The sequence below is a fragment of the Streptomyces sp. NPDC030814 genome (genome assembly GCF_055572155.1).
In genome coordinates this window covers 632,877-653,434 of the sequence record NZ_JBVIDX010000001.1, presented here as the reverse complement: position 1 = coordinate 653,434, position 20,558 = coordinate 632,877, and the positions used below count along the sequence as shown (strand labels likewise).

21 protein-coding genes and 1 pseudogene are annotated in these 20,558 nt (G+C 72.5%); 8 read left to right on the top strand and 14 right to left on the bottom strand.

Going from position 1 to position 20,558, the window contains the following annotated elements; translation table 11 throughout:
- Positions 1-94: 94 nt before the first annotated feature.
- Positions 95-2,305 (top strand): alpha-N-acetylglucosaminidase, encoded by a 2,211-nt coding sequence (locus ACZ43N_RS02715; protein WP_468094521.1) that lies wholly within the window; start codon positions 95-97, stop codon positions 2,303-2,305.
- Positions 2,306-2,496: 191 nt separating this feature from the next.
- Here ACZ43N_RS02715 and ACZ43N_RS02710 read toward each other — a convergent pair whose 3' ends face one another.
- From ACZ43N_RS02710 to ACZ43N_RS02685, 6 genes are all read right to left on the bottom strand, one after another.
- A complete protein-coding gene (locus tag ACZ43N_RS02710; RefSeq protein WP_468094520.1) occupies positions 2,497-3,870 on the bottom strand; it encodes an 8-oxoguanine deaminase in 1,374 nt (457 codons plus the stop codon).
- Positions 3,871-3,911: 41 nt separating this feature from the next.
- The gene (gene pucL, locus ACZ43N_RS02705) at positions 3,912-4,814 is read right to left on the bottom strand and encodes a factor-independent urate hydroxylase (RefSeq protein ID WP_468094519.1); all 903 of its coding nucleotides are present in this window, start codon (positions 4,812-4,814) and stop codon (positions 3,912-3,914) included.
- A gap of 5 nt (positions 4,815-4,819) precedes the next feature.
- On the bottom strand, positions 4,820-5,209 hold the full coding sequence (gene uraH / locus ACZ43N_RS02700; RefSeq protein ID WP_468094518.1) for a hydroxyisourate hydrolase: 390 nt from the start codon (positions 5,207-5,209) through the stop codon (positions 4,820-4,822).
- A 7-nt stretch (positions 5,210-5,216) separates the two neighbouring features.
- Positions 5,217-5,726 carry a 2-oxo-4-hydroxy-4-carboxy-5-ureidoimidazoline decarboxylase gene (gene uraD, locus ACZ43N_RS02695; protein WP_468094517.1) on the bottom strand — a complete coding sequence of 170 codons (510 nt, stop codon included), beginning with the start codon at positions 5,724-5,726 and terminating at the stop codon, positions 5,217-5,219.
- 124 nt (positions 5,727-5,850) lie between these two features.
- Complete coding sequence (locus tag ACZ43N_RS02690) at positions 5,851-6,228, bottom strand: helix-turn-helix domain-containing protein (protein WP_468094516.1); 378 nt, start codon at positions 6,226-6,228, stop codon at positions 5,851-5,853.
- The gene (locus ACZ43N_RS02685; RefSeq protein WP_468094515.1) at positions 6,225-6,476 is read right to left on the bottom strand and encodes a YkoF family thiamine-binding protein; all 252 of its coding nucleotides are present in this window, start codon (positions 6,474-6,476) and stop codon (positions 6,225-6,227) included. The genes ACZ43N_RS02690 and ACZ43N_RS02685 overlap by 4 nt, the downstream gene beginning before the upstream one ends.
- 239 nt (positions 6,477-6,715) lie before the next feature.
- Between ACZ43N_RS02685 and ACZ43N_RS02680 the strand changes: the two genes are divergently transcribed.
- From ACZ43N_RS02680 to hypE, 7 genes are all read left to right on the top strand, one after another.
- A complete protein-coding gene (locus tag ACZ43N_RS02680) occupies positions 6,716-8,461 on the top strand; it encodes a hydrogenase maturation protein (protein ID WP_468094514.1) in 1,746 nt (581 codons plus the stop codon).
- Positions 8,458-8,991: a hydrogenase maturation protease gene (locus tag ACZ43N_RS02675; protein WP_468094513.1), complete on the top strand. Its 534-nt coding sequence runs from the start codon at positions 8,458-8,460 to the stop codon at positions 8,989-8,991. Before ACZ43N_RS02680 ends, ACZ43N_RS02675 begins: the two co-directional genes overlap by 4 nt.
- A gap of 116 nt (positions 8,992-9,107) precedes the next feature.
- The gene (hypB, locus tag ACZ43N_RS02670) at positions 9,108-9,851 is read left to right on the top strand and encodes a hydrogenase nickel incorporation protein HypB (RefSeq protein WP_468094512.1); all 744 of its coding nucleotides are present in this window, start codon (positions 9,108-9,110) and stop codon (positions 9,849-9,851) included.
- Positions 9,848-12,196 carry a carbamoyltransferase HypF gene (gene hypF / locus ACZ43N_RS02665; protein WP_468094511.1) on the top strand — a complete coding sequence of 783 codons (2,349 nt, stop codon included), beginning with the start codon at positions 9,848-9,850 and terminating at the stop codon, positions 12,194-12,196. The genes hypB and hypF overlap by 4 nt, the downstream gene beginning before the upstream one ends.
- Positions 12,197-12,199: 3 nt before the next feature.
- Entirely contained in the window at positions 12,200-12,481 is a 282-nt protein-coding gene (locus tag ACZ43N_RS02660; protein ID WP_468094510.1) for a HypC/HybG/HupF family hydrogenase formation chaperone, read from the top strand.
- Positions 12,478-13,623 carry a hydrogenase formation protein HypD gene (hypD, locus tag ACZ43N_RS02655; protein ID WP_468094509.1) on the top strand — a complete coding sequence of 382 codons (1,146 nt, stop codon included), beginning with the start codon at positions 12,478-12,480 and terminating at the stop codon, positions 13,621-13,623. Before ACZ43N_RS02660 ends, hypD begins: the two co-directional genes overlap by 4 nt.
- Positions 13,616-14,683, top strand: a complete 1,068-nt coding sequence (gene hypE, locus ACZ43N_RS02650) for a hydrogenase expression/formation protein HypE (protein WP_468094508.1) — start codon at positions 13,616-13,618, stop codon at positions 14,681-14,683. The genes hypD and hypE overlap by 8 nt, the downstream gene beginning before the upstream one ends.
- Before the next feature lie 44 nt (positions 14,684-14,727).
- On the opposite strand, the gene hypA is transcribed toward hypE, so the two are convergent.
- The 8 genes and pseudogenes from hypA to ACZ43N_RS02610 all read right to left on the bottom strand — a co-directional run.
- Positions 14,728-15,084, bottom strand: coding sequence for a hydrogenase maturation nickel metallochaperone HypA (gene hypA, locus ACZ43N_RS02645; RefSeq protein WP_468094507.1), 357 nt, complete (start codon positions 15,082-15,084; stop codon positions 14,728-14,730).
- A 7-nt stretch (positions 15,085-15,091) separates the two neighbouring features.
- Positions 15,092-15,319 (bottom strand): hypothetical protein, encoded by a 228-nt coding sequence (locus ACZ43N_RS02640; RefSeq protein ID WP_468094506.1) that lies wholly within the window; start codon positions 15,317-15,319, stop codon positions 15,092-15,094.
- The gene (locus ACZ43N_RS02635; RefSeq protein WP_468094505.1) at positions 15,316-15,522 is read right to left on the bottom strand and encodes a hypothetical protein; all 207 of its coding nucleotides are present in this window, start codon (positions 15,520-15,522) and stop codon (positions 15,316-15,318) included. Before ACZ43N_RS02635 ends, ACZ43N_RS02640 begins: the two co-directional genes overlap by 4 nt.
- Positions 15,523-15,563: 41 nt before the next feature.
- Positions 15,564-16,160, bottom strand: coding sequence for a DUF5947 family protein (locus ACZ43N_RS02630; RefSeq protein ID WP_468094504.1), 597 nt, complete (start codon positions 16,158-16,160; stop codon positions 15,564-15,566).
- On the bottom strand, positions 16,157-16,711 hold the full coding sequence (locus ACZ43N_RS02625) for a NifU family protein (protein ID WP_468094503.1): 555 nt from the start codon (positions 16,709-16,711) through the stop codon (positions 16,157-16,159). The genes ACZ43N_RS02630 and ACZ43N_RS02625 overlap by 4 nt, the downstream gene beginning before the upstream one ends.
- Positions 16,704-18,497, bottom strand: a complete 1,794-nt coding sequence (locus ACZ43N_RS02620) for a nickel-dependent hydrogenase large subunit (protein WP_468094502.1) — start codon at positions 18,495-18,497, stop codon at positions 16,704-16,706. The genes ACZ43N_RS02625 and ACZ43N_RS02620 overlap by 8 nt, the downstream gene beginning before the upstream one ends.
- Before the next feature lie 139 nt (positions 18,498-18,636).
- Positions 18,637-19,725: an NADH-quinone oxidoreductase subunit B family protein gene (locus tag ACZ43N_RS02615; RefSeq protein WP_468094501.1), complete on the bottom strand. Its 1,089-nt coding sequence runs from the start codon at positions 19,723-19,725 to the stop codon at positions 18,637-18,639.
- Between the two features lies 1 nt (position 19,726).
- A pseudogene (locus ACZ43N_RS02610) lies at positions 19,727-20,176 on the bottom strand (hypothetical protein); the annotation flags it as partial.
- Between the last annotated feature and the right edge of the window lie 382 nt (positions 20,177-20,558).

Here is a 20,558-nt window from a genome sequence, read left to right as displayed (position 1 = left end):
GGATTCTCCCCCTTGTGGCCGCGTGCCGGTGCGGAAGTGCGCTTTCAGGGGGTATTCCTCCGACGGCGTACCCCCACCCGCACCCGGAGACATCATGCAGCTTGCCCGCCGTGCCCTTCTCGCCGCCTTCGCCGCCGGTCCGGCGGGGGCGGCGGTCGCCTGCGCCCCCGCCCGTGCGACTCCCTCGGACGACGCGTCCCGCGCGGACGGGCCGCGGGACGCGGCGGCCACGGCGGCGGCCCGCCGGCTCCTTCCGGACCACTGGCGGCAGATCAGCTTCGTCGAGGGCGACGAGCGGGACACCTTCCGCGTCGCGGGCCGCGCCGGGCGGGTCACCGTCACCGGTGACACCCCGGCCACCCAACTCACCGGCCTCAACTGGTACCTGCGGCACATCGCGTACGCCGAGATCAACTGGGCGGGCGAGCAGACCGACCTTCCCCGTGCCCTGCCGGGCCTCGACGGCACCGTCACCCGACGCGCGAACGTCCCCCACCGCTTCGCCCTGAACGACACCAACGACGGCTACACGGGCGCCTACCTCGACTGGTCCTACTGGGAGCGCGAACTGGACGTGCTGGCCCTGCACGGCTACAACGAGATCCTCGTCTACGCGGGCGCGGACGCGCTGTATCACCGGGTGTTCCAGGAGTTCGGGTACGGGGAGGAGGAGCTGCGGGAGTGGATCCCGGGCCCCGCACACCAGCCGTGGTGGCTGCTGCAGAACCTGTCGGCGTTCCCGTCCCCCGTCTCCCGTCAGCTGCTCGACGCCCGCGCCGCCCTCGGCCGCCGGATCGCCGGCCGGGTGCGCGAGCTGGGCATGACCCCGGTGTTCCCCGGCTATTTCGGAACGGTCCCTCCGGGCTTCGCCGAGCGCGTCCCGGGGGCGCGGACGGTCCCGCAGGGCACGTGGATGGGCTTCGCCCGCCCCGACTGGCTGGACCCGCGCACGGATGCCTTCGCGCGGGTGGCGGCGGCCTTCTACCGCACGCAGGACGAGCTGTTCGGCGGGGCGTCGACCCTGTACAAGATGGACCTGCTGCACGAGGGCGGCGACCCGGGCGACGTGCCCGTGGGCGCCGCGGCGAAGGGCGTCGAGCGGGCACTGCGGCGGGCCCACCCCGACGCCACCTGGGTGATCCTCGGCTGGCAGCACAACCCGCCCCGCGCGCTCGTCGACGCCGTCGACAAGAAGCACATGCTCGTCGTCGACGGCCTCTCCGACCGTTTCCCCACGGTCACCGACCGGGAGGCCGACTGGGGCGGCACCCCGTACGCATTCGGCTCGATCTGGAACTTCGGCGGTCACACCGCGCTCGGCGCCAACACCCGCGACTGGGCGCAGCTGTACGAGAAGTGGCGCACCGAGCCCGGCAGCAGGCTGCGCGGGATCGCGCTGCTGCCGGAGGCGGCGGACAACAACCCGGCGGCCTTCGCCCTCTTCTCCGAACTCGCCTGGCGCGAGGGCGAGCTGGACCTCCGGAAGTGGTTCGCCGCATGGGCGCACGCACGGTACGGCGCACGCGATCCGCACGCCGAGGCCGCCTGGGACATCCTGCGCCGGACCGTCTACGGCACCACCCGCGCCGACAGGTGGAGCGAGGGCGCCGACGGTCTGTTCGGCGCCCGCCCGGCGCTGGGTGTCGTCCGGGCGGCCCGCTGGTCGCCCAAGCGGCTCCGGTACGCCGCGGCGGACCTGGAGCCCGCGCTGGGTGAGCTGCTGCGGGTGCGGGTGGGGTTGCGCGCCTCGTCCGCCTACCGCCGTGATCTCCTCGATGTGGCCCGCCAGACCCTCTCCAACCGCAGCCGCACCCTGCTGCCGCGGATCAAGGAGGCGTACGACGCCCGGGACTCCGCCCGGCTGAAGGAGCTGGCGGAGGTCTGGCTGTCCCTGATGGAGCTGCTGGACCGGCTGCTGGCCACCGACGCCCGTCATCTGCTGGGCCGTTGGGTCGCCGGTGCGCGTTCCTGGGGAGCGAGCGACGCCGAGCGGGAACGGCTGGCGTACGACAACCTGTCGCTGCTGACGGTGTGGGGCACCCGCGCGGGCGCGGACGCGGGGCTGCGCGACTACGCCAACCGGGAGTGGGCGGGCCTGGTCGGCGGCCTGTACCGGCTGCGCTGGTCGACGTACTTCGAGGAGCTGCGGGCCGCGCTCGCCGAGGGGCGGGCGCCGAAGAAGATCGACTGGTTCGCGCTGGAGGACCGCTGGACCCGGAACCCGGGGCCGCTCGCCACCGAACCGACCGGCGACACGTACACGGTGGCCGCCGAGGTGTGGGACCGGCTCACGACGCTCGCCTGAGGGGAGCACGGCGGCCTTCGACGCGAAGGCCGGAAAAACCGTTCCGGGGCGCACCGTTCGTGTGCGCCCCGGAGACGGCCGCCCCCTCTCGGGTCCACGGCTTCCGGCCGGGGGCCGTCCCCCTCGGCCGGAGTCCATCGCCGTACGGCACCGGCGGGTTCCGGCTGCCACGAGGCGGGGGTACCGGCGGGTCAGTCCCCGGCCGCGATCCGGGCCAGCCGCCGGGCCTCTTCCCGGGTCGAGCGGGCGATCGCGTCCTCGTCCACGTGCAGCAGACGGCCGTCCTCCACGACGGCCCGGCCGCCCACCAGCGACAGGGTCACCGGGGCCGCCGCGCCGAAGACCAGGGCGGTCACCGGGTCGGCGATGGAGGCGTGGGCGAGGGTGTCGAGCTTCCACAGGACGAGGTCGGCGAGCTTGCCGGGTTCCAGGGAGCCGATCTCGGCCGCCCGGCCGAGGACCTGGGCGCCGCCGTAGGTGCCGAGGCGCAGCGCCTGGCGGGCGTTGAGGGCGGCTTCGCGGTGCGGGCCGAGGCGGTTGACGAGGAGCGCGTTGCGCAGCTCGGTGTGGAGTTCGCCGGACTCGTTGGAGGCGGTGCCGTCGACGCCGAGGCCGACCGGGACGCCGGCCGCCAGCATGTCGGGGACGCGGGCGATACCGGCCGCGAGCCGGGCGTTGGAGGACGGGCAGTGGGCGACGCCGGTCCTCGTCCGGGCGAAGGCGTCGATGTCGGAGTCGTTCATGTGGACGCAGTGCGCCATCCACACGTCCTCACCGAGCCAGCCCGTCGACTCGAAGTAGTCGGTCGGGCCCATGCCGAACAGCTCGTGGCAGAACTTCTCCTCCTCGACCGTCTCCGAGCCGTGGGTGTGCAGCCGTACACCGAGACGGCGGGCCAACTCGGCTCCCTGCTTGAGCAGTTCGGTAGAGACGGAGAACGGGGAGCAGGGGGCCACGGCCACCTGGGTCATCGCGCCGAAGGAGGCGTCGTGGTGGGCGTTCACGGTCGCCTCGGTGGCGGCGAGCGCGCCGTCGAGCGTCTCCACGGCGAAGTCCGGGGGCAGACCGCCGTCCTTCTCGCTGCGGTCCATGGAGCCGCGGGCGAGGGTGAAGCGGACACCCGTCTCGCGGGCCGCCCGGATGATGGCGCCCGACAGGTCGCCGGAGCCCTTCGGGAAGACGTAGTGGTGGTCCATCGCGGTCGTCACACCGCCGCGGGCCATCATCGCGAGGGAGCCCTGGGCCGCCGCGTACGTCATCCGTTCGTCGATGCGGGCCCAGGTCGGGTACAGGGCGACGAGCCAGTTGAAGAGGTTGTGGTCGGTGGCGAGGCCCCGGGTGATCCACTGGTAGAAGTGGTGGTGGGTGTTGACCAGGCCCGGGGTCACCAGGTGTCCGGTGGCGTCGATCCGGCGTACGACGTCCGTCAGGTCCTCGGGGGCCCGGCCCGCGCCGAGCGACTCGATCACGTTGTCCGCGACGACCACATGGCCCGACGCGTACTCGGTGTCCCGCGCGTCCACGGTCGCGATCGCCGCGTTCTCGATGACGATGCGCTGTGCCATCGTTGTTCGTCCCAACTCCCGGTGTACGTTCCGGGTTAGCGTCAGAGGTTGGTGAGGTCGGCCGGGATGCGCGCCTCGACGCCGTCCCGCAGGACGGTCGCCTCGATGAGGCCGTAGGGGCGGTCGGCGGCGAAGTACACAGCTCCTTCGGCGGTGTCGTTCTTGAGGCCGAACGGGGCGAGGTCCACCAGGAAGTGGTGCTTGTTCGGCAGGGAGAAGCGGACCTCGTCGACCTCGCTCCGGTGGTCGATGATCCGGGCGCCCATCGCGTAGAGGGTCTGCTGCAGCGACAGCGAGTACGTCTCGGCGAAGGCCTCCAGCATGTGCCGCTTGACCTGCGCGTACGACGCGTCCCAGGCGGGCGCCGGCTGCTCGTCGTCGGTCCAGTTGAACCGCCAGCGGCCGGAGACGTCGGTGGCGAGGATACGGTCGTGCGCCTCGGGGAGGGTCGTGTACTTGTCCTTGACGTAGCCCCAGAACTCGGAGTCGGTCGAGTTCATGACGGTGAGGTCCTTGAGGCCGGAGACGACCTCCCAGGCCGAGCCGTCGTAGGTGATCTGGGCGAGCCGGGTCTCCTGGCCCTTGCGGACGAAGGAGTGCGCGCCGTTCCCGGAGTGCTCGATGCGCTCCCAGGAGTACTCCTCGATGCGGATGCGGGCCCGGTGGATGGCCGGCTGGGAGGTCACGAAGTGCCGGGCGAGATGGATGCCGAACTGCTCGGCGGACTCGATGCCGTGCTCCTTGGCGAAGGCGTACACCGTGTTCTTGGTGGTGTCCGTCGGCAGGACGTTGGCGTTGGAGCCGGAGAGGTGGACCTCGTCCATGTCACCGGAGAGGGACACCGAGACGTTCAGGTCCTTGATGTGGTGGGTGGCGCCGTCCCGCGTGATGCGTACGACGCGGTTCTCGGCCTTGCCGTACTGGTTCTGTCCAAGAATGGGCATGCGTGCTAACTCCCTCGGTATACGGAGTAGCCGAACGGGTTGAGCAGCAGCGGTACGTGGTAGTGCTCGCCGGCTTCGACGCCGAACGTGATGACCACCTCGGGGAAGAACACACCGCTGTCCCGATGCGCGGGGGCGTCCTGCTGTGTCTCGGCTTGCTTGTTCTCGAAGTACGGCTCCACGGCGAAGTCGAGCCGTACATGGGTCGTCCCTTCCGGCAGCGCCGGGAGGTCCTTGCACCGGCCGTCGGCGTCGGTCGCGGAACCGCCGAGTTCCCGCCAGCCCGCGTCGCGTCCCGAACGGGCGGCGAGCCGGACGGCGACCCCGGAGGCGGGGCGGCCGACGCTGGTGTCCAGGATGTGCGTGGACACGGAGGCCGTGGTGCTGGTGCTCATGCTGCTCTCAGTCCTCTTCGACCAGTCGGGTGAGGCGGATGCGGTTGATCTTGCCGAGTTCGACGCGGACGATCTCGCGTTCCGCCTCCGGCGTGTTGCCGATGCGCTCTGCGACGGCCGCGCGCATCTGCTCGCCGGTGCGTCCGGTGGCGCAGATCAGGAAGACATGGCCGAACTTCTCCTGGTAGGCCAGGTTCAGTTCGAGCATCTGAGCCTTCAGCTCGTCGGAGGCGCCGGCCATGCCGCGCTGTTCCCGGGCGGACGTCGGGTCGCCCGGAGTGGGGCGGCCGATCGGCGGGTGTCCGGCCATCGCCTCCGCCAGGTCCTCGGCGGTCAGCTCGGCCATGGCGGCGTCACTGGCGGCGAGGAGGTCGTCGACGGTGGCGTACGGACGGCCGGCCAGGAGTCTGCGCCCCCATTCCGCCGAGGCGCACGCCTCGTGGAGCGCGGCGACGGCGGCTTGCTTCTCCAGGGTGTTGAACCGGGTGAGGCCCGGCGTCGAGGAACGCGAAGTCACGGGAGCCTCCGTGGCCGTGGTGCTGGACTGGCTACAGCAAGCTAACGCCCCGCGACGACATCACGTCAACAGTTTGTTGAAAAAACGCCGCGGCGGCCGCATCCCGGGGCGGCGGGACCGCCCCTCACTGGCCCTTCGCCGCGTTCTCCCTGTTCAGGTAGTTGTAGACGGTGAAGCGGCTGACGCCGAGCGCGCTCGCGACGGTCTCCACACCGTGCCGCACGGAGAAGGCGCCGCGCGCTTCCAGCGTCCGCACGATCTCCTGCTTGGTCTTGCGGTCGAGGTCGGCGAGGGCCTTGCCGTGCTTGCGCTCCAGCGCCGCCAGGATGTGATCCAGCGACTCGGCGAGCTGCGGCAGACGTACGGCGACGACGTCGGCGCCCTGCCAGGAGAGCACGACGTCGTCGGGGCCCGCCTCGCCCGGCGGCAACAGGACCCCGCCCATGGCGTCGACCAGCGGCTTGACGGCCGCGACGAAGGGGTCGTCCCCGGCGGCGGTCACCCCTGCCCCTCCCTGACCACGTTGACCTGGAGCGAGACCCGGGTGGCGCCCGCCTCCAGGGCCCGGCGCAGCAGGGCGTCGACCGCGCCGAGGACGGCGTCGGACCCGCCCTCGGCGGTGTTGCCGAAGGGGCCCACGTCGACGGCGTCCAGCTCGGCGGCCTCGATCACGTCCCGGGCGACCAGGGCGTGCCGGGGCGGCTCGTCCAGATCGAACGGCTCGGTGGTGAACTCCACTCGCAATCGCACTACGCCCCCATGATGTTGGCTCTGACCTGCATGTTCTGTCATCACACCGGCGGTGTGCCCCAGCCGCTCCGACACGACCTCAGGGGTCCTTTCACTATGCCCGCCCGGGTCGCTCATAGTGAAAGGGCCCCTTGACGGCGACCGGTCCCCGCCGAGCACGCCCGCCTCGGGACGGGAGCCCGGCGAAACGCCGCCGTGGTCCTTCGCGCCCCTCCCCGGACCGGCGAACATGCCACATCATGGACATCTTGCTCGTAGCCAGCGCGTTCAACAGCCTTTCCCAGCGTGTGTACGCGGAACTGTCGGACCGGGGGCACCGGGTGGACGTCGTTCTGGCCTCGCACGGCACCGAAGCGGTGTCGGCCGCCGTGCGGGAGGCGCGCCCGGAACTGATCGTCGCCCCGATGCTGAGGACGGCACTGCCCGAGGAGGTGTGGCGGGAGCACACCTGCCTCATCGTGCACCCGGGGCCGCCCGGCGACCGCGGTCCGTCCTCCCTGGACTGGGCGATCGCCGAGGAGGCGCCCCACTGGGGTGTGACGGTGCTCCAGGCAGAGGCGGGGATGGACGCCGGTGACATCTGGGCCGCCGTTTCCTTCCCGGTGCCGCCGGTCGGCAAGAGCGACCTGTACCGGGGCGAGGTCTCCGACGCCGCCTCGGCCGCCGTCCTGCTGGCCGTCCAGCGGTACGCCGACGGGTCCTTCAAGCCGCGGACGCAGAGCGATCCCGGGATTCGGGTGGTGTGGCGCGACGTCTTCCGCCAGGAGCGGCGCGGTATCGACTGGGAGAGCGACGGCACGGAGACGGTGCTGCGAAAGCTCCGCGGGGCCGACTCGCAGCCGGGAGTCCTGGACGAACTCCTCGGCCGGGAGGTGTTCCTGCACGGCGGACACGCCGAGGACAGGCTCCGCGGCGCTCCCGGCGAACTGCTGGCGACGCGGGCCGGCGCGGTCTGCCGGGCCACCCGGGACGGAGCGGTGTGGATCCCGGAGCTGCGCCCCCGCAAGGGTTCCGGCGACCCGGCGCCGTTTCGCCGCCCGGCGGTGTCCGTCCTCGCCGGCTTCCCCGCTCCGCCCGGCGCCGCCCGGGGGACGCCGGACCCCGACGGCCGCCCGCACCGGCTGCCGGTGAGCACCGTCCCGCTCGAACTGCCCCCGGGCCGGCGCACCTTCACCGACATCAGGTACCGGCAGCACGGCTCCGTCGGGTTCCTGGACTTCTCCTTCCCCGGCGGCGCCATGGGCACCGACCACTGTCGCCGGCTGCTCGACGCCTACCGGTACGCACTCGCCCGTCCCACGTCGGTCCTGGTGCTGGGCGGATCGCGCGACTTCTTCTCCAACGGCATCCACCTGGGCGTCATCGAGGCGTCGGCCGACCCGGCGGCCGAGTCCTGGGCCAACCTCAACGCCATGAACGACCTGGTCGAGGCGGTGCTGCGCACCACCGACCGCCTGGTGGTGGCGGCGCTCGGCGGCAACGCGGCGGCCGGCGGCGTCATGCTCGCCCTGGCCGCCGACGAGGTGTGGTGCCGCGAGGGCGCCGTCCTCAACCCGCACTACCGGCGCATGGGCCTGTACGGGTCGGAGTACTGGACGTACACCCTTCCCCGTCGCGTCGGGGCGCAGACGGCCGAGCGGCTGACGAGCGAGGCGCTGCCGGTGAGCGCCGCGACCGCCGCACGGATCGGGCTGGTGGACCGTGCGGTGCCGGCCCCGCCCGAGGGTTTCACCGCCGAGGTCACAGGTATGGCCGCGGCACTGGCCGACGCCCCGGACCTCGCGTCGCGGATCGCCGCGAAGGCCGCGGCACGCCGGGCGGACGAGGAGCGCCGCCCCCTCGCCGAGTACCGGCGCGCCGAACTGGCCCGTATGCACGCCGTCTTCTTCGATCCGCACGCCCCGTACCACGCCCTGCGGTCGACGTTCGTCCGGAAGCTCCCGCACGGCTCCGCCCGGCCCCTGGCCACGGGAGGCGCGCGATGAGCGCGCGCCTGCTGGTGGCGGGCGTCGGCAACATCTTCCTCGCGGACGACGCCTTCGGCCCCGAGGTCATCCGCGCCCTGGACGGGCGCCCGCTGCCGCCCGAGGCGCGGGTCCGGGACTTCGGCATCCGGGGCATGGACCTCGCCTACGAACTGCTCGGCGGCTACGACACGGCCGTCCTGGTCGACGCGTCCGTGCGGGGGCACCGGCCCGGCACCCTGTCGCTGATCGAACCCGAACTCCCCGGCCGCGCCACCGCCGGCACCCCGCCCGAGGCGCACGGCATGGATCCGGCGAAGGTCCTGGCCCTCGCCGCCCACCTGGGTGACGAGCCGCTCCCCCGCGTCCTCGTCCTCGCCTGCGAACCGGAGGTGCTGCCCCTGGGCGACGAGGACATCGCCCCGGGGATCAGCGCGACGGTGCGCGACGCCGTCGCACGGGCCGTCACGGCGCTGCACACCCTGGTCCCTGCGCTGCTCGCCGACCCGGCGGCGACGCCTCCGCCGCCTCGGGCGGCGATCCCTGGTTGAGCCGCCCGGAGGAATCCGAAGGCCCGTCCGCGGCCCGTCTCCCGGGCCCGGCGGCCGACGGCGCGGAGGATCGGCAGCGGTCCGACGTACCCGACCCCTCGCGAGGAGCTGCGCCCATGTGCGAGTCCGTGGACGACGTCACCCAGGCCGTCCTGGCGAAGAACGACGGGCTGGCCGCGAGGCTGCGCGACGAACTCACCGGACGCGGAGTGACCGTGGTCAACCTGCTGTCCAGCCCGGGCAGCGGCAAGACCGAACTGCTCGGGCGGGTGCTGGCGCGGGCGGTGGAGCGGGGTGTCCCGGTGGCCGCGCTGACCGCGGACCTGGCTACGGAGAACGACGCCCGCCGGCTCGCCCGTTCGGGGGCGCCGGTGAAGCAGCTGCTGACCGACGGTCTGTGCCATCTGGAGGCCCGGCAGCTGCGCGGCCATGTGGAGAGCTGGATGCCCCCGGACACCTCGGTGCTGTTCGTGGAGAACGTGGGGAACCTCGTCTGCCCGGCCTCCTACGACCTCGGGGAGAGCCTGCGGATCGTCCTGATGGCGGTGACGGAGGGGGAGGACAAGCCGCTGAAGTACCCCGCTGCCTTCGGCTCCGCCCATCTCGTGGTGCTCACGAAGACCGATCTGGACGAGGCCGCCGGGTTCGACGAGTCCGCCTTCCACGCCCATCTACGGCGGGTCAACCCGGGAGTGGAGGTGGTGCCGTCCTGTGCCCGCAGCGGCGAGGGCGTCGACACCGTCCTGGGACGGGTGCTCGCGGTGCGGGACGGGGCGCCCGTCCATCGCCCTCCCCTGGCGCCGCACCCGCACAGCCATGAGGACGCGGGGGCCGGCCTCGCGGCCGGCCGCGTCTCGTGACGGCACCCGCCACCCGCGCTCCGCGCGGCACCGGCGGCGAGCGGACGGTGCGCCGACGGGTCACGGTGCGCGGAACGGTGCAGGGCGTGGGCTTCCGCCCGTTCGTCCACCGCCTGGCCACCGACCTGGCCCTGGCGGGGTACGTGAGCAACACGGCGAACGGCGTGCTCATCGAGGTGGAGGGCCCGCCGGACGGCATCGCCCTCTTCTGCGACCGGCTGGCCGCCCAGGCACCGCCGCTGGCCGCCGTCACCGGGGTCGAGGTCGAGGACCTGTCCGCCACCGGCGCCGACGACGCCTTCACGATCCGTTCCACCGAACGGTCCCAGGGCCGCACCCTGCTGCCGCCGGACGTGGCGACCTGCGCGGACTGTCTGCGGGAGCTGGCCGATCCGGGCGACCGCCGGCACCGTCACCCCTTCGTCACCTGCACCCACTGCGGTCCCCGCTTCACCATCGCCACCGGGATGCCGTACGACCGGGCGGTCACCACCATGGCCGGCTTCCCCATGTGTTCGGCCTGCGCCCGGGAGTACGGCGATCCCGGCGACCGCCGCTTCCACGCCCAGCCCGTCGCCTGCCCCGACTGCGGGCCCCGGCTGCGTCTGGTGCCCGCGGCGGGCAGCGGCGTCCGGCCCGCCCGGGAAGCCGGCGCCCTCGCGACGGCACGCGCGCTGCTGGCCGCCGGCCGGATCGTCGCCGTCAAGGGCCTGGGCGGCTACCACCTGGCGTGCGACGCCACCGACGCGACCGCCGTCGACACCCTGCGCGCCCGCAAGGCGCGCGGCGGCAAACCGTTCGCGGTGATGTGCGCGGACCTCGACACCGTACGGCGGATCGCCGCCGTCTCCACGGCCGAGGAGGCGACGCTCACCGGCCCCCGGCGCCCCATCGTCCTGCTGCGCCCGCGCGCGGGGCAGCACCTCCTCGCGCCCGGTGTCTGTCCCGGCAGCCCGCACCTCGGCGTCATGCTGCCGTACACGCCGCTGCACACGCTGCTGTTCGGGCTGCCCGGCGATCCGCCGGGCCCGCCCGCGCTGGTGATGACGAGCGGCAACCGCTCGGGAGAACCGATCGTCACGGACGACGACCAGGCGCTGACCCGGCTGGCCGGCCTCGCGGACGCCTGGCTCGCCCATGACCGGGCGGTCTCCGCGCCCTGCGACGACTCCCTGCTGCGGGTGCGCCCCGACGGCACCGAGCAGGTGCTGCGCCGGTCCCGGGGGTATGTGCCCCGCCCGCTGCGGCTGCCGGTGGCGGTGCGGCCCGCGCTCGCGGTGGGCGGCGATGTGAAGAACGCCCTGTGCGTCGGCGAGGACGACCAGGCGTGGTTCGGTCCGCACATCGGCGACATGGGTGACCTGGCCACCCTGGAGGCGGCCCGGCGGGCGGAGACGCAGATGCGGTGTCTGACCGGCGTCAGTCCCGGGCTCGTCGCCGCGGACCGGCATCCGGGCTACCACTCGGCTCGGTGGGCCGCCCGACTGGCCGGGGGCAGGCCCGTGCTCGTCCAGCACCACCACGCGCACATCGCCTCGGCGATGGCCGAGCACGGCCTCGACGGCACGACGCCCGTCATCGGCGTCGCGTTCGACGGCACGGGATACGGCGACGACGGCACCGTCTGGGGCGGTGAGATCCTGCTCGCCGACTACGCGGGCCACCGGCGCTTCGCCCATCTGGCCCCCGCCCCGCTGCCCGGTGGGGACGCCGGCGTGGCCAACCCCTGCCGCCTCGCGCTGTCCCGGCTGTGGGCAGCGGGCCTGCGTTGGGATGCGGACCTGCCTTGTGTGACCGCCTGCGATTCCGATGAACTCCGGCTTCTCGAACGGCAGTTGTCGGGCGGGCTGGCCTGTGTGGCGACGTCCAGCATGGGCCGGCTCTTCGACGCCGTGTCGTCCCTGGCAGGTGTGTGCCACCGCGCGGGATACGAGGCCCAGGCCGCCCTGGAGCTGGAGGCGGTGGCCGCCGCGGCCTGGGACGCCGACACCTCGGCGTACGCCTTCGGCATCACCGCCGACGTGTGGGATCCCGCGCCCGTGCTGCGCGCGCTCGTCGCCGACCTGCGCCGGGGCACTCCGCCCGCCGTGCTGGCGGCGCGCTTCCACCGTGGTGTCGCGCGGGCCGTCCTGGAGCTCTGCCGGCGGGCGCGCCGGGACACCGGCCGGGCCGTCGTCGCCCTCAGCGGTGGGGTCTTCGCCAACGCCCTGCTGGAGGAGGAGTGCGCGCGGCTGCTGGCCGGGGCGGGCTTCGCGGTGCTGCGGCACGGCGAGGTCCCGCCGAACGACGGCGGGCTGGCCCTCGGCCAACTGGTGGTCGCGGCTCACCGACGACAAGAGGAGTGACCCATGTGTTTGGCAGTGCCCGGCAAGGTCGTGGCCATCGACGCCAGCGCCGACCCGCTCACCGGGCTGATCGACTTCGGCGGTGTGCAGAAGCAGGCGTGTCTGGAGTACGTGCCCGATGTGCGCGTCGGTGAGTACGTCATCGTGCACGTCGGCTTCGCCCTCCAGCGCCTGGACGAGGAGTCGGCCCTGGCCTCCCTGCAGCTCTTCGAGGAACTGGGGCTTCTGGAGGAGGAGTTCGGCGACGCCTGGGAGCAGGCGGCGAAGGAGGCGGGAACCGCGTGAAGTACATCGACGAGTTCAACGACCCCGCTCTGGCGCGGCGGCTGCTGGACGAGATCCGTGCCACCGCCACCCGGCCGTGGGCCCTGATGGAGGTGTGCGGCGGGCAGACCCACTCGATCGTGCGGCACGGCATCGACCGTCTGCTGCCCGAGGAGGTGGAGTTGATCCACGGGCCCGGCTGCCCCGTGTGTGTGACGCCCCTGGAGGTCATCGACAAGGCGCTGGAGATCGCCGCGCGCCCCGGGGTGATCTTCTGCTCGTTCGGGGACATGCTCCGTGTGCCCGGCACCGACCGGGACCTGTTCCGGGTCAAGGGCGGGGGCGGTGACGTCCGCGTGGTGTACTCGCCGCTCGACGCCCTGGAGCTGGCCCGCCGCAACCCGGACCGGGAGGTGGTCTTCTTCGCCATCGGCTTCGAGACCACGGCCCCCGCCAACGCGATGGCCGTGCACCAGGCGCGCCGCCTGGGCCTGACCAACTTCAGCCTGCTGGTGTCGCACGTACGGGTGCCCCCGGCCGTCGAGGCGATCATGACGGCGCCCTCCTGCCGGGTGCAGGGGTTCCTGGCCGCCGGGCACGTGTGCAGCGTGATGGGCACGGCCGAGTACCCGGAACTCGCCGAGCGGTACCGCGTTCCGATCGTGGTGACGGGCTTTGAACCCCTGGACATCCTGGAGGGCATCCGCCGCGCGGTCCGCCAGCTGGAGCGCGGCGAGCACCGGGTGGAGAACGCCTACGCGCGCGCCGTGCGCGAGGAGGGCAATCCCGCCGCCGTCCGCATGATCGAGGAGGTCTTCGAAGTCACCGACCGCAACTGGCGGGGTATCGGACGCATCCCGGCGAGTGGCTGGCGGCTGACCGACGCCTTCCGCACGTACGACGCCGAGCACCGCTTCGACGTCACGGGGATCCGTACCGAGGAGCCGGCCGAGTGCCGCAGCGGCGAGGTGCTCCAGGGACTGATCAAGCCCACGGAGTGCGCCGCGTTCGGCACCACGTGCACCCCGCGCACCCCGCTCGGCGCCACCATGGTCTCCAGCGAGGGCGCCTGCGCGGCCTACTACCTGTACCGCCGGATGAACGACGGCCCGACACCGCAGGCCGCCCCGGTCGCGCGGGAGGAGATGAACCCCGTTGCCTGAACACGTCGATGTGGTCGACCCCGCCCAGTGGACCTGTCCCGCCCCGCTGCGCGACCAGCCGGTCGTGGTGATGGGGCACGGCGGAGGAGGCGCGCTGTCGGCGGAACTGGTGGAGCAGGTCTTCGCCCCCGCCTACGGCAACGCCGTCCTCGCGTCACTCGCCGACTCCGCCGTCGTCGAACTGGGCGGCGCGCGGCTGGCCTTCTCCACCGACTCCTATGTGGTCAGGCCGCTGTTCTTCCCCGGTGGCTGCCTGGGCGATCTGGCGGTCAACGGCACCGTCAACGACCTGGCGATGAGCGGTGCGCGACCCGCGTTCCTCTCCGCCGCCTTCGTCCTGGAAGAGGGCGTGGAACTGACGGTCGTGGAGCGGATCGCGCGCGCCATGGGCACGGCGGCCGAGTCCGCCGGCGTCGTCGTCGCCACGGGTGACACCAAGGTGGTGGAGTCCGGGCACGGCGACGGGGTGTACGTCACCACCGCCGGTGTGGGGCTGGTGCCGGACGGTGTGGACATCCGGCCCCAGCGGGCGCGGCCGGGGGACGCGGTCATCGTCAGCGGGCCGATCGGCCTGCACGGGGTGGCGATCATGAGCGTGCGGGAGGGCCTGGAGTTCGGGGTGGACATCGCCAGCGACACGGCGCCGCTCGCGGATCTGGTCGCGGCGATGCTGGCCGTCACGCCCGACATCCATGTACTGCGTGATCCCACCAGGGGCGGCCTCGCGGCGTCCCTGAACGAGATCGCCCGTGCCTCCGGGGTCGGCGTCCGGCTCCAGGAGCGCGCCGTTCCGGTGCCGGACGCGGTGGCCAACGCCTGCGGTTTCCTCGGGCTCGACCCCCTCTACGTCGCCAACGAGGGCCGGCTGGTGGCCTTCGTGCCTCCCTCGGCTGCGGAGGAGGTGCTCGCGGCGATGCGCGCCCACCCGCGGGGCGCCGGCGCCACGCTGATCGGCGAGTGCGTCGCCGAGCATCCGGGCATGGTCGTGGTCGCCACCGGTCTCGGCGGCACGCGGGTGGTGGATCTGCCGCTCGGCGAGCAGCTCCCGCGCATCTGCTGAGGTGACGTCCGAGGGCCCCACCGGTATACCGGCGGGGCCCTCGGCTATGCGGTGGCCGGTGCCGGCTCGATCGCGGCGATCTCCAGTTCGCGGCCGCTGCGCAGCTCGGTGGAGGGCCGGTCGCAGTGCGGGCACCAGAAGAAGGGCGGCATGCCCACCGCGAACTCCTCGGCGCACTCCCCGCACCAGGCCTGTGCGGGGACCTGCTCGACCAGGAGCCGCGCTCCGGCGAGGGCGGTGCCGTCACGGGCCACCTCGAAGGCGAAGCTCAGGGCGTCGGGTACGACGCCCGCCAGCTCCCCCACCCGGACGGTGACCGCCGAGACGGAGTCCGTGCCGTCCGCCCGGGCCAGCTCATCGGCCCGTTCGATGATCGCGGTCGCGATCGACAGTTCGTGCACGATCCGCTCACGGATACCGGCGGCCGGCACGGAAACCGCCGGCCATCCGCCAGATCCGCGCCTCCCGCCGCAGGCTCGGCAGCTCCCACAGGAGCAGCGCCAGGGCCAGACCGCCGACCATGGCGGCCTCGGCCTTCAGGACCCGCTGTCCGGTCATCCCGCCCCGCCTGCTGACGGCGGCCGGCCTTCGTACGCGCATGTACGTCATCATCACGGCGACTCCCTGCTGTCTCATCCCGGTGAGATGTTCGGCATGGTCTCCGCGAGGGTGTCATGCCGCTTCCAGTGGATCCCGGTGGAGCGGCGCGCGTCCGCGGTGCCGTCCTCGTGGTGTCCCTTCTGGTCCTTGTACGGTCCCCGGTTGCCCTGGTGCATGCCCGTGACGTGCCGGGGCGTGTCGGGCCTGGCCTGGGCCCGGCCCACTCTGATGCTGCCCATGGGTGCTCTCCTTCCTCGCCTCCGACCTGCGGAGTGCGTGCTCATGACCGCTCGGTGAGGTCCTCGAAGAACTGCTCGACGGCCGGCCAGACCCGGCCGCCACCGGACAGGCCGCGCCACTCGCGGCGTACCACGGCGACCATGCGGTAGCAGTCGTCGACCGGCACGATCCAGTGGTGGTCGAGTCCGTGGACGGTGTTCACCAGCAGGGCCTCCACGTCGGGTTCCATGCCGGCGAGCTGCGGACACGTCCCGGTCAGCTCCTTCCAGGCGGCCGCGTCCACCTCCCACCGCATGGCGCCCGCGGGGCTCGGGCCCTCGGCGGTGACCGTGCCGTCGGCCCGGGGCACGAAGAAGACCAGGCCGACGGGCACGCCCAGCACAGCTGTGTCCAGGTGCGGCAGCCTCACCCTGCGCCGGGGCACGAGCCGGTAGTGGCCGTCACCCGCACTGGCCTCGGCGAACAGCACCGAGCAGGGGCCGCACACGCAGCGCACCTGCGCCTGCCCGGTGTCGTAGAGGTGGGCGTGCTCGTCGGCGACCGGAGCGGCGCACAGGTCGCACACCTCCGCCCCGGCCGCCGCGGTGCGGTCGGCCGAGGACCGGATGAGGCGGGCCAGCGCGCCCCCGCTGGTCACGGGGCACCCCGGCGCTTGAGCGTGGTCAGCGGTACGAACGCGGGGGCCGGTGTCTCCGGCAGCGGCTCCACCTCGCTCAGTTCGGGGGCCATGGCGAGCACCGCCTCCCGGACGGCGGCGCTCATGTCGCCGCCTCCGCCGCCGCACCCGGAGCCGCATCCGCCGCCCGACGTCAGCCGCACCCGGGCCACGTCGCCGTCCACACCGGCCCACTCGACGTCGCCGCCGCGTTCCCGCACGGCGGGGCGCAGGCGTTCGACCGCGCGGGCCGCCCGGTCCTCGGGCGGCTCGGGGTGGATGTCGTGCAGCACCAGCAGGTGGCCCAGCAGTTCGTCGTCGGCGAGCCGCTCGGCCAGCGGCGGGTCCGTGTGGTCGAGGACCCGGGCCAGCGCCTCGCCGTACACCTCGGTCAGCAGCCGTACCGCCTCGGTCGCGGAGCGCGTCGCCGGGCCGGGTGCGGACGCGACTTCCTCCAGCAGCTCGTCGAGGCGGGCGAGCCGGGCCTCGACGTCCGGGTCAGCGAGCCGTGCGGGGGCGGCGGCCTCAGCCATGGTTCGCCCCGTATGTCGGCGAGTGGAGCGTGGTCAGCGTCTTGCCCTTGCCGACGTACATGTGCACGCCGCACGGCAGGCAGGGGTCGAAGCTGCGCACGGTGCGCATGATGTCGATGCCCTTGAAGTCGTCGGGACCGTTCTCCTCGAAGATCGGCTGGCCCTGGACGGCGTCCTCGTACGGCCCCGGAGTGCCGTACATGTCGCGGGGGCTGGCGTTCCAGGGGGTGGGCGGGTACGGGTGGTAGTTGGCGATCTTCTTGTCCTTGATCACCAGGTGGTGGGAGAGGACGCCGCGCACCGCCTCGTGGAAGCCGCAGCCGATCGCCTCGTCGGGCACCTCGAAGTTCTCGAACACCTTGGTCTCGCCCGCCCGCACCAGCCCCATGGCCTCCTCCAGGAACTGGAGGGCCATCGCGGCAGCGTAGGCGACGAAGTACGGCCGGGCACGGTCGCGTTCGATGGTGTTGCTCCACTGCGGGATGCGCCACTCGAACGTCGTCTCCGGGAGCTTCTCGCCCTTGGGCAGGGAGATGCGCACGCTGTGCCCGGTGGCCTTGACGTAGGGGGTGTCGACGAGGCCGCTCAGCGCCGTCGACCACAGGCGGGCGAGGGGGCCGCCGCCGGTGTCGAGGGCGAGGTGGTCCCCGGTACGGGGGTCGAGCCAGCGGGGGCTCATGACCCAGCTGTACTTGTCGTCGAAGTTCCGCTTCTGCGGCACCGGGACGGTGGTCTGGTTCCACGGGTGGCGCATGTCGACGGGGTTGCCGAGCGGGTCGTGGGTGACGAAGGGCTGCTCGTTGACCCAGTCCTCGTAGTACGAACTGCCCAGCATGATGCGCAGGCCGAGGTTGATGTCGATGAGGTTGTTGGTGACGAGTTCGCCGTCGACGACGACGCCCGGGGTGACGTACATCTGCTTGCCCCAGGTGTTCATCGTCTCGTAGCGGTAGTCGACGGTCATGGGGTCCTGGAAGGCGCCCCAACAGCCCAGCAGGACACGGCGGCGGCCGACCTCCTCGTAGCCGGGCAGCGCCTCGTAGAAGAAGTCGAAGACGTCGTCGTTCATGGCGACGGCCTTCTTCACGAAGTCGATGACCCGCATGAGCCGGCTGAGGTAGTCGGTGAAGGTGGTCGGCTGCGGCATCGTGCCGACGCCGCCGGGGTACAGCGTGGAGGGGTGGACGTGCCGCCCCTCCATGAGGCAGAACATCTCGCGGGTGATCCGGCTGACCTTCAGGGCCTCCTTGTAGACCTCGCCCTCGAAGGGGTTGAAGGCCCGCATGATGTCGGCGATCGTGCGGTAGCCGTGGATGTCGCCACGCGGTGCCGACGTGGCCTCGGCGCGGGCCAGCACACCGGGGTTGGTGGACTTGACCATCGCCTCGCAGAAGTCCACGAAGACCAGGTTGTCCTGGAAGATCGTGTGGTCGAAGATGTACTCGGCCGCCTCGCCGAGGTTGACGATGTAGTCGGCCAGCGGAGGCGGTTTGACGCCGTAGGCCATCTGCTGCGCGTAGTCGGAGCAGGTGGTGTGGTTGTCGCCGCAGATACCGCAGATCCGGGACGTGATGAAGCCCGCGTCGCGGGGGTCCTTGCCCTTCATGAACACCGAGTAGCCGCGGAACAGCGACGAGGTGCTGTGGCATTCCACGACTTCCCGGTTGGCGAAGTCGATCTTCGTGTAGATGCCCAGGTTCCCGATGATCCGGGTGATCGGATCCCAGGACATGTCCACGAGTTGTGGCGGCTTGCGCTCAGTGGGCCGGGCCTCGGTGGTGGTCATGTGCGGTGATGCCCCTCGCTGTCGGCGTGGTGTGGGTGGGTGGGTGGTGGGGGTGCTGGTGGTACTTGGGGGGTCGTTGTCGCAGCGGTGGAACGCGGTGCGCCCGGTGGCCCGGCGGTGGAACGCGGTGCGCCCGGTGTCAGGGGCGGTAGCGCGGGTTGTAGCCGCTGGTCAGCTTGCGCTTGTTGTGGCGCCACCTGGGCTCGTGGTTCACCAACTCGTTCGTCATGCCGCGCAGTCGGCGGATGACGGCCCCGTACGGCTTGATGGCCAGCGAGGACAGGGTTCCGCCCGGCGGCTCGTCCATGAACGGCATGAAGGCGTCGGGGAAGCCGGGCATCGTGCAGCCGATGCAGATGCCGCCGACGTTCGGACAGCCGCCGATGCCGGCCATCCAGCCGCGCTTGGGCACGTTGCAGTTGACGACGGGGCCCCAACAGCCCGTCTTCACCAGGCACTTGGGCGAGTTGTAGTCCTTGGCGAAGCCGGCCTGCTCGTAGTACGCGCCCCGGTCGCAGCCCTCGTGCACCGTCTTGCCGAACAGCCACTGCGGGCGCAGCATGTGGTCCAGCGGGGGCGGGGGCGCGGAACCGGCGGCGTGGTAGAGGACCCAGATCAGGGTCTCCATGAAGTTCTCGGGCTGGATCGGGCAGCCCGGCACGTTGACCACGGGCAGCCCGCCCTGGGAGGTGTAGTCCCAGCCCAGGTAGTCGGCGAGGCCCATGCATCCGGTCGGGTTGCCGGCCATGGCGTGGATGCCGCCGAACGTGGCGCAGGTGCCGGCGGCGACCACCGCCCAGGCCTTGGGGGCGAGTTGGTCGATCCACCAGTTGAGGGTCTGCGGCTCACCGGTCTCCGGGTCGTTGCCGAAGGACGTCCAGTAGCCGTCGCCCTCGATGATGTTCTGGTTGGGGATCGAGCCCTCGATGACGAGGATGAAGGGGGCCAGGTCGCCGCGCGCCGCCGCCCGGTAGGGGGCGAGGAAGTCCTCGCCGCCCAGGCTCGGGGACAGGACCTTGTTGACGAGGTTCACCTTCGGCAGGCCGGGGATCAACCCGAGGACCACGTCCTCGATGGAGGGCTGGCCGGCGGCGGTCAGCGAGACGGTGTCGCCGTCGCAGCTCATGCCCTCGGAGATCCAGAGGATCGTGATCTCGTCGAAGCCCTCACGGTCCTCGGCTCGGCTGGGCTCCTCGCTGACTTCGGTGGTACTGCTGCTGGTGGTCATGTCATCGGCCTCCGCTGCGGTGGGTCTCGGAGTCGGTTGTCGTGTGCCGCGCCGAAGCTGCGGCGGGAGCCGGTGTCGACGGCTCGTCCGGGGATGTGGCGGGCTCCAGTGGTTCGAGCTCGTCGGGCCGGAAGTAGAGGAAGCGGCCGTACCAGGTGTGCAGTTCGGACGCGGGGTCGTCGTCGAGGGTGACGGCGAGATGCACGCTGCCGTCGACGTCGTGGAAGACGGCGGCCACGTCCGCGGTGCGCCCGGCCAGGAACATGTCCTGGGCGTCGGCGCTCCTACGGGGCCGAAGCCGTACGCGACTGCCGCCGCCGAGCGGGACACCGCCGACGAGCACGGTCTCGGTGGCCGGGGAGAGACCGTCGTCGGCGCCTTCCTGCCACCAGACGGGGCGCTCGGGGGGCGAAGGCGGTGGGGTGGCGACCGGGGCCGGGGTTGTCGGGGCAGCGACCGGAGACGGGGGCGGCGTGGCGGCGGACTGAGTGGGGGTTGCCGGGGCGATACCCGAAGCCGGGGGCGGCATGCCGGCGGCCGGCGCCGGGTCGGCTGGGGCGACACCCGGCGCCCGAGGCGACATGGCCGCGGCCGAAGTCGAAGTTGCCGGGGCGACACCCGAGGCCGGGGGCGGCATGCCGGCGCCCGGGGCAGCGACTGGCGTCGGGGCGCCAGGGGCGACACCCGGCGCCCGAGGCGACATGGCCGCGGCCGAAGTCGAGGTTGCCGGGGCGATGCCCGGAGCCAGGGGCGGCATGCCGGCGGCCGACGCCGGGTCGAATGGGGCGGCGACCGAAGCCAGAGGCGACATACCGGCGTCCGAGGCAGCGACT